The sequence below is a fragment of the Segeticoccus sp. genome, assembly GCF_035708005.1.
Window position 1 is genome coordinate 1 of the sequence record NZ_DASSTI010000122.1, and the last position, 8,215, is coordinate 8,215.

10 protein-coding genes are annotated in these 8,215 nt (G+C 70.9%); 3 read left to right on the forward strand and 7 right to left on the reverse strand.

Annotated features, from left to right (window positions below; translation table 11 throughout):
• Positions 1 to 31: 31 nt before the first annotated feature.
• The 3 genes from VFL99_RS12035 to VFL99_RS12045 all read right to left on the reverse strand — a co-directional run bounded on the left by VFL99_RS12035 (position 32) and on the right by VFL99_RS12045 (position 2,572).
• Complete coding sequence (locus VFL99_RS12035; protein WP_325106601.1) at positions 32 to 484, reverse strand: DUF3151 domain-containing protein; 453 nt, start codon at positions 482 to 484, stop codon at positions 32 to 34.
• Between the two features lie 12 nt (positions 485 to 496).
• Complete coding sequence (gene fbaA, locus VFL99_RS12040; RefSeq protein ID WP_325106602.1) at positions 497 to 1,537, reverse strand: class II fructose-bisphosphate aldolase; 1,041 nt, start codon at positions 1,535 to 1,537, stop codon at positions 497 to 499.
• A gap of 171 nt (positions 1,538 to 1,708) precedes the next feature.
• The gene (locus VFL99_RS12045; RefSeq protein WP_325106603.1) at positions 1,709 to 2,572 is read right to left on the reverse strand and encodes a TrmH family RNA methyltransferase; all 864 of its coding nucleotides are present in this window, start codon (positions 2,570 to 2,572) and stop codon (positions 1,709 to 1,711) included.
• A 55-nt stretch (positions 2,573 to 2,627) separates the two neighbouring features.
• On the opposite strand from VFL99_RS12045, the gene VFL99_RS12050 reads away from it, so the two are divergent.
• Both VFL99_RS12050 and VFL99_RS12055 read left to right on the forward strand, forming a co-directional pair.
• Complete coding sequence (locus tag VFL99_RS12050; RefSeq protein WP_325106609.1) at positions 2,628 to 3,365, forward strand: DedA family protein; 738 nt, start codon at positions 2,628 to 2,630, stop codon at positions 3,363 to 3,365.
• An 89-nt stretch (positions 3,366 to 3,454) separates the two neighbouring features.
• Entirely contained in the window at positions 3,455 to 4,021 is a 567-nt protein-coding gene (locus VFL99_RS12055) for a GNAT family N-acetyltransferase (RefSeq protein ID WP_325106604.1), read from the forward strand.
• A gap of 6 nt (positions 4,022 to 4,027) precedes the next feature.
• Here VFL99_RS12055 and VFL99_RS12060 read toward each other — a convergent pair whose 3' ends face one another.
• From VFL99_RS12060 to VFL99_RS12070, 3 genes are all read right to left on the reverse strand, one after another.
• Positions 4,028 to 4,771, reverse strand: a complete 744-nt coding sequence (locus VFL99_RS12060) for a LemA family protein (protein WP_325106605.1) — start codon at positions 4,769 to 4,771, stop codon at positions 4,028 to 4,030.
• Positions 4,772 to 4,993: 222 nt separating this feature from the next.
• Positions 4,994 to 5,560, reverse strand: coding sequence for an orotate phosphoribosyltransferase (gene pyrE / locus VFL99_RS12065; protein ID WP_414713751.1), 567 nt, complete (start codon positions 5,558 to 5,560; stop codon positions 4,994 to 4,996).
• A gap of 44 nt (positions 5,561 to 5,604) precedes the next feature.
• On the reverse strand, positions 5,605 to 6,378 hold the full coding sequence (locus tag VFL99_RS12070) for an SDR family NAD(P)-dependent oxidoreductase (protein ID WP_325106606.1): 774 nt from the start codon (positions 6,376 to 6,378) through the stop codon (positions 5,605 to 5,607).
• A gap of 55 nt (positions 6,379 to 6,433) precedes the next feature.
• Here VFL99_RS12070 and VFL99_RS12075 point away from each other — a divergent pair, with 55 nt between their 5' ends.
• On the forward strand, positions 6,434 to 7,225 hold the full coding sequence (locus tag VFL99_RS12075; protein WP_325106607.1) for an exodeoxyribonuclease III: 792 nt from the start codon (positions 6,434 to 6,436) through the stop codon (positions 7,223 to 7,225).
• A 156-nt stretch (positions 7,226 to 7,381) separates the two neighbouring features.
• Here VFL99_RS12075 and VFL99_RS12080 read toward each other — a convergent pair.
• Positions 7,382 to 8,215, reverse strand: an 834-nt coding sequence (locus VFL99_RS12080; protein ID WP_325106608.1) for an AAA family ATPase, incomplete at its 5' end; no start/stop codon positions are given.

Below are 8,215 nucleotides of genomic sequence, written 5' to 3' on the forward strand. Positions count from 1 at the left end.
CTGCACGCCCCCGACCGCCGCGCCGAGCGGACTAGAGGCCGAGCGCCTCCGCGGCCTCGCGCGAGGAGTCGCGCAGAAACATCGTGCAGCGCCGCTGCTCGTCGGTCTCGCCGATCGCGCTGGCGGCCCGGGCGAGGGCCCCGAGCGCACGCAGGAAGCCGCGGTTCGGCTCATGCGACCACGGCACCGGGCCCTGACCCCGCCAGCCGTTCCGGCGCAGCGCGTCCAGCCCGCGGTGGTAGCCCGTGCGGGCGTAGGCGTAGGCGTCGACCACTCGGCCGTCGTCGAGCGCATCCTCGGCGAGCACGGCCCAGGCCAGGCTGGACGCCGGGTACATCCGCGCCACGTCGGTGGGGTCGACCCCCTGCGCGAGCCGGTCGGCGGCCGGGTCCGGCGGCAGCTCGGTGGCGGGGATGCCGAGGAGGTTGTCCGTTCCGCCAGCGGCGACGTCGGAGGAGCCGCGCGAGGGTTCCGTGGGTGACATGCCGTCCTTTCCTCAGGCGCTCTTGCCCGCGCTGGTGCCCGCGCTGCGCAGGTTCTCGCAGGCCGTCACGACGCGGGCCGCCATACCGGCTTCTGCTTCCTTGCCCCACGCGCGGGGGTCGTACTGCTTCTTGTTGCCCACCTCGCCGTCGATCTTGAGCACGCCCTCGTAGTTGCTGAGCATGAAGCCGGCGACCGGGCGGGTGAAGGCGTACTGCGTGTCGGTGTCGACGTTCATCTTCACCACGCCGTAGTCCACCGCTGCGGAGATCTCCTCCGGCAGCGAACCCGACCCACCATGGAAGACGAGGTCGAACGGCTTGGCGTCGGCCGGCATACCGTGCGCCTCGGCGACGGCCTCCTGGCACTGCTTGAGGATCTCGGGGCGCAGCTTCACGTTGCCCGGCTTGTAGACGCCGTGCACGTTGCCGAAGGTCAACGCCGTCATGTAGCGGCCGTTCTCGCCGAGGCCGAGGGCCTTCGCCGTGGACAGCGCGTCGCCGGGCGTCGTGTAGAGCTTGTCGTTGATGGCGTTGGCGACGCCGTCCTCCTCGCCGCCGACGACGCCGATCTCGACCTCGAGGATGACGTGGGCGTCCTTGGCGAGCGCGAGCAGCTCCTCCGCGATCTGCAGGTTCTCGTCGAGCGGCACCGCCGAGCCGTCCCACATGTGCGACTGGAACCAGGGCGTGCCGCCGTTCTTGACCCGCTCGGTCGACGCGGCCAGCAGCGGCCGGACGAACCCGTCGAGCTTGTCCTTGGGGCAGTGGTCGGTGTGCAGCGCGATGTTGACGTCGTACTTCCTGGCCACCTCGTGCGCGTAGGCCGCGAGCGCCAGGGCGCCGGTCACCATGTCCTTGACCGTCGGCCCGGACAGGTACTCCGCACCGCCCGTCGACACCTGGACGATCCCGTCGCTGCCGGCTTCGGCGAACCCGCGGATCGCGGCGTTCAGCGTCTGGCTGGAGGTGACGTTGATCGCGGGGTAGGCGAACGACCCGGCCTTGGCCCGGTCGAGCATGTCGGCGTAGACCTCGGGGGTGGCGATGGGCATCGGGGGCTCCTTCGGCTCGTTGTCGGCGCGCGACGACGCCGGCTGGCTCTGGCTGAGGTTCCTGTCGCCGATCCTCGCACACGGCGCGCGGCCCTCCCACCCGATGACCGACGACCTCGTGTGTGGCGTTTGGCCCGGCAATTCGACGGCGAAACGCCACGCACGGGGTCGTCAGTCGGGAGTGGGGCGGAGGGGCGAGTCGGCGGTGGGCCGTGGCGCCTGGTCGTACACGTGGCGTCGCACCCACGCGTGCATCGCGATCGCCGCGGCGGCGCCGGCGTTGATCGAGCGGGTCGAGCCGAACTGCGAGATGTGCAGCACCACGTCCGCGGCCTCCCGCGCCGCCTCGGACAACCCCGGCCCCTCCTGACCGAACAGCAGCAGGCAGCGCCGTGGCAGGTCGTAGGTCTCCAGCTCGCGCGAGCCGGGCAGGTTGTCGATGCCGATGATCGGTATGCCCGGGGCGTGCGCTGGCGGACGCGCGATCACTTCCCCGTGGGGGTGCGCGGCCGCCTCCCCGTGGGGTTGCGCAGCCGCCTCGCCGTGGGGTTGCGCAGCCGCCTCGCCGTGGGGGTGCGCGGCCGCCCGGCCGTCGCTCCCCCTCGCCCAGTGCACCAGGTCGGCGATGCTCGGGTGGTGGTACTCGTGCTGGTACCGGTCGGTCACCATCGCTCCGCGCCGGTTCCAGCGACGCCGGCCCACGATGTGGAACGCGGCCGCGTTGAACGCGTTCGCGGTGCGGATGACCGAGCCGATGTTGAAGTCGTGCCCCCAGTTCTCCACCCCGACATGGAAGGCGTGCCGCCGCGCGTCCAGGTCCGCGACGATCGCGTCGTGCCGCCAGTAGCGGTACCGGTCCACGACGTTGCGGCGGTCGCCCTCGGCAAGGAGGCGCTCGTCATACACGCTGGTGTCGTCGTCGCCACGGACCGGGGGCCACGGGCCCTCCCACGGGCCGACGCCGACCTCGCGCGCCTGCCCGAGCGCGTCGGGCTGCCCACGCCCACGCTGCTCGCCGGCGTCGCGCTGGTCCATGTCCACCTCGCTTTCAGGTCCTTCTCAGGCTGGTTCACGTACGCTTCGCCCCGTGATGCACTCGCTCGGCGGCCCAGGGTGGATGGACCCGAACTACCTGTTGCAGCAGTTCGGGCAGCAGTTCTTCTGGGTCAGCGTCGCGATCGTGTTCATCGAGTGCGGACTGCTCTTCCCGATCCTGCCCGGTGACTCACTGCTGTTCGCGATGGGGTTGTTCATCTCCAACGGCAGCGTCCACCTCAACCTCGGCGTGGCGCTGGTGGTTCTCAGCGTGGCGGCGTTCGCCGGCAACGTGGTCGGCTACGAGATCGGGCGCGCGGTCGGGTCGCCGCTGTATGAGCGGGACGGGCGCTTCCTCAAGAAGAAGTACTTCGACCAGACGCACGCGTTCTTCGACAAGCACGGCAACAAGGCGCTCGTCATCGGCCGGTTCGTGCCGGTGGTGCGCACCTTCATCACCGTCGTCGCCGGCATCGGCCGGATGGACCGCAAGCGGTTCTTCACGTGGAGCCTCGTCGGCGCGGTGCTGTGGGCGTGCTCGGTCACGCTGCTCGGGTACTTCCTCGGCAAGCAGTTCCCCGCGCTGGCCAACAACCTCGAGCTCGCGATCGTGGTCGTCGTCGCGCTCTCGCTCGTGCCCGCCGTGGTGGAGTGGCTGCGCCACCGCCACCAGGCCAAGTCGGCGATCTCCGCCCGGTCCGACGACTCCTCCGAGCAGCGGGCACTCGACGAAGAGGCTGCGCACCAGCGGACCGGCGAGCCCGCCGAGCGCACCACCGATCCCGAGCGCTGACCCACCCCGACTCCCGAGCGGGGCCTGCGCGGGTCGTCACGGTGTAGGCAGCAACCGGCGCGAACCGAGCACTGCCTAGGATCGTCGGCATGCCCGACGCCGAGACGATGGAGGCCGTGCTCGATGCCGCGCGCGAAGCCCTGACCGGGCAGAAGGTGCGGCTCCGCGAGCTGCGAGACCCCGACCTTGCGCAGCTGGTCGCGTGGTGGCGCGACCCGGAGGTTGCCGTCTTCAACGACCGCGTCCAGCCGCGGCCGGACAAGCCGGTCGAGGAGATGTTCCGCGCCTGGAGTGACAACGGGTCCCCCGCTGGTGCCGCGTTCTGCATCGAGACGCTGGACGGTGAGCTCGTCGGTCACGTGTCGCTGTGGGGCGCTGAGGTCCGCCACCGCTGCGCGACCTTCGGGATCGTGGTCGGGCCGAAACACCAGTCACGTGGCTACGGCACCGAGGCGACCCGCTTGATGGTCGACTTCGGCTTCAAGGAACTCGGGCTGCACCGGATCGAGCTGACGGTCAACGCCGAGAACGTCCGCGGCATCTCGGCCTATCGTCGCGCCGGCTTCGAGCAGGAGGGCGTCTTCCGGTCGAAGCTCTTCTACGGCGGATGCTTCCACGACCAGGTGGTCATGGCCGCGCTCAGCCCGCTCGACTGAGGACCCTCAGGCGGTCGGCCCGCCGCCGGGGCCGCTGCCGTAGTCGGTCGAGGACGGCGAGACGGGACTGCCCGGCTCCCCGGTCGGCGCCTGCCAACCAGCAGCCGGACCAGCCGCCGGACCAGCGCCGGGTCCACCGGGCCCGGCCGCAGCAGCGGCGCCCGCGCCCGGCGCCGTGGTGCCGAAGCTCACCTGCGGCGCCTCCCGCTGCGCCTGGTCCTCGACCTCGAAGTACTCCGCCTCGTGGATGTTCGCCATCCCCGCGATGATGTTCGTCGGGATGGACTGCACCTTGGTGTTCAGCTGGCGCACGTTGGCGTTGTAGTAGCGCCGACCGGCCGCGATCCGGTCCTCGGTCGCGGACAGCTCCTGCTGCAGGGCAAGGAAGTTCTGGTTCGCCTTGAGGTTCGGGTAGTTCTCCGCCACCGCGAACAGCCGGCCGAGGGCCTGGGTCAGCATGTTCTCGTTCTGCGCCGTCTGCGCCGGACCGGCGCCGCCGGCCATCGCCGCCGACCGGGCCTGCATGACGCCCTCGAGCGTCCCCCGCTCGTGCGCGGCATACCCCTTCACCGTCTCGACGAGGTTCGGGATCAGATCGTGCCGCCGCTTGAGCTCGACGTCGATCTGGTGCCACGACTCCTGCACGCGGTTGCGCAGCTTGATCAGGCCGTTGTACATCGCGATGAACCACAGCGCGAGCAGCACGATGATGACGATCACGATGATCGCGATGATGATCCCGGTCCCCATGGCTTGACGTCCCCGCTCTCGAGTCTGGTGCCCTTCCGAGGATCGTAGCCTGCGCACGGCCTCACGCCGGGTTACCCACAGGGCCTGCCTGGCGACTCCCGGGATGCCTCGGCTGGCCCTCCGAGCCGGTATGCCGACCCCGCACCCGGCAGCCCGCTCGGACCGGGCCGCGGGCACAGGCCAGACGAGCGTGCCACGGCCAGCCGTCCGCGCCCAGCGCGTTCAGGCCAGCCCGAGGTCCTCGAGCGTGTAGACGAACCGGTAGTCCAGCCCCTCGGCGCGGATCTTGTCGCCGGCGCCGGTGGCGCGGTCGGCGATCGTGGCGACGGCGACGACCTCGGCGCCCGCCTCGCGGACGGCGGCGACGGCGTCGAGCGGTGAGTTCCCCGTCGTGGTCGTGTCCTCGACCACGAGCACCCGGCGGCCCTCGATCGAGGGTCCCTCGATCCGCTGCTGCAGCCCGTGCGCCTTGCCGGCCTTGCGGACGACGAACGCGTCCAGCCGCTCCCCCGCCGCAGCGGCCGCGTGCAGCATCGCGGTCGCCACCGGGTCGGCTCCGAGCGTCAGCCCGCCCACCGCGCCATACGACAGGTCGCGGGTGAGCTCGCGCATCACGCGACCCACGAGCGGAGCGGCCTCGCCGTGCAGGGTGATGCGGCGCAGGTCGACGTAGTAGTCCGCCTCCTTGCCCGACGACAGCGTCACCCGCCCGTGGACGATCGCCTGGTCACGGATGATCTGCAGCAGTCGGGTCCGGTCGGCAGTGGGGTCGCTCACGGTGTCCGTCACAGGGCCACAGCCTATCGATGCTCACCGAGTGCGGCGCCCGGCGGTCACCGGGTGCGGCGGCCCGCCCCGATCGCCCCGGAGACGCGCCGCACGAGGGGACGCGGCGTCACCTTGAGCAGCGCCATGGTGGCCTTGTATGCCGGCCCCGGCACGCTGAGCACGCGCCCGCGCGCCACGTCCGCCAGGCAGTCGCGCACGAGCCGGTCGGCGTCGAGCCACAGCGGGCCGGGCAGCCGGGACATGTCCATGGCGGCGCGGTCGTGGAACTCGGTGCGGGTGAAGCCGGGGCACAGCGCCGTGGCGGTGACGCCGGTACCCCGCAGCTCGTTCGCGAGCGCCTCGGTGAACACGGTGACGAACGACTTCACCGCCGAGTAGCTGCTCATCACCACGAACCCCGACACCGACGACACGTTGATGATCGCGCCGTGCCCGCGCTCGCGCATCGCGCGTGCCGCGGCGTGCGACAGCACCATGACGGCCCGCACCATGACGTCGAGCGCACGTTCCTCATCGGCGAGGTCACCGTCGAGGAAGCCGTGCCCGAGCCCGAACCCGGCGTTGTTCACCAGCAGGTCCACCGGCCGGGTCGAGTCGGCGAGGCGCTGGGCGACCAGCCGGGTCTCGACGTCGAAGGACAGGTCGGCGACGAGCACCTCGACACCGACCCCGTGCGCCGACCGCAGCTCGGCGGCGACCTCCTCGAGCCGAGGCATGGTGCGCGCGACGAGGACGAGGTCGTGTCCCCGCACGGCCAGCTCACGGGCGAAGGCGAGGCCGATGCCGGCGGTGGCTCCGGTCACGAGTGCGGTACCCACCGTCCGACCCTAGTGCGGCCGCCGGACTGTCCGCGCGGCCACCTAAGGTGATCGCGTGCGCATCGCTACCTGGAACGTCAACTCCATCCGCACCCGCATCGGGCGGGTCGAGGCCTTCCTGCAGCGGCACGACGTGGACGTGCTCTGCCTGCAGGAGACCAAGTGCCGCGACGACCAGTTCCCGCTCATGGGGCTGAACGAGCTCGGCTACGAGGTCGCCCACCACGGGCTGAACCAGTGGAACGGCGTCGCCATCGCCTCGCGTGTCGGCCTGGAGGACGTGCAGATCGGCTTCGACGGCATGCCCGGGTATGGCGAGCCGCTGGCTGCCGAGGCCCGCGCCCTCGGTGCCACGTGTGGAGGCGTGCAGCTGTGGTCGCTCTACGTGCCCAACGGACGCGCGCTGGAGGACCCGCACCTGGCCTACAAGCTCGACTGGCTGGCCCAGCTGCAGGTCGCCGCCCAGGGATGGCTCAAGGAGGACACGGACGCGCAGATCGCGCTGTGCGGCGACTGGAACATCGCCCCGCAGGACGACGACGTCTGGGACATGACCGTGTTCGAGGGCGCCACCCACGTCTCGGAGCCCGAGCGCGCCGCCTTCCGGGCGATCGTCGACACCGGCTACACCGACGTGGTGCGGCCCTACACGCCGGGCCCGGGCGTCTACACCTACTGGGACTACACCCAGCTCAGCTTCCCCAAGCGCAAGGGCATGCGGATCGACTTCGTCCTCGGCTCCCCGGCCTTCGCCACGCGCGTCGAGGCCGCGATGATCGACCGGGAGGAGCGCAAGGGCAAGGGCCCGAGCGACCACGCCCCCGTGATCGTCGACCTCACGGACTGAACCTTCACGCGCGCGACTGCCGCCGGACCGCGCGCCCGAGCGGTCGGCGAGCACACGGCATACCCCTCAAACGGCGACTGACCACCCGGTCTGTGGCGTTTCGCCGGTCAGATCGATCGCGAAACGCCACCTACCAGGTGGTCAGTCGGGAGGGCGTCAGTGCTGGGGCGTCAGCACCAGCGCGTCGTTGACCTCGTCGAGGTCCACGACGACCGTGTCGCCGTCACGCACCTGCCCGGCGAGCAGCAGCTTGGCGAGCTGGTCGCCGATCTGGGTCTGCACCAGGCGGCGCAGCGGACGAGCACCGTATGCCGGGTCGAAGCCGGTGAGTGCCAGCCACTCCCGTGCCGCGTCGGTCACCTCGAGGGTGATCCGCCGGTCGCGCAGCCGCCTGGCCAGCGCGTCGACCTGCAGGTCGACGATGCGGGCCAGCTCCTCGGTGGTGAGCGCGTCGAAGATGACGATCTCGTCGAGCCGGTTGAGAAACTCCGGCTTGAACGACTGCCGGACCGTCGCCATGACGGCGTCCTTCTTGGCCTCGTCGGTCAGCTGCGGGTCGATGAGGAACTGCGAGCCGAGGTTCGAGGTCATCACGAGGATGACGTTGCGGAAGTCGACCGTACGGCCCTGCCCGTCGGTCAGTCGTCCGTCGTCGAGGACTTGCAGGAGAAGGTCAAATGTCTCCATATGGGCCTTCTCCACCTCGTCGAGCAGCACCACCGAGTAGGGCCGGCGGCGCACCGCCTCGGTGAGCTGGCCGCCCTCCTCGTAGCCGACGTAGCCGGGCGGGGCGCCCAGCAGACGTGCCGCACTGTGTCGTTCCTTGTACTCGCTCATGTCGATCCGCACCACGGCCCGCTCGTCGTCGAAGAGGAAGTCCGCGAGCGACTTGGCGAGCTCGGTCTTGCCGACACCGGTCGGACCGAGGAAGAGGAAGGAGCCGGTCGGGCGATCCGGGTCGGAGATCCCGGCCCGCGAGCGCCGGACCGC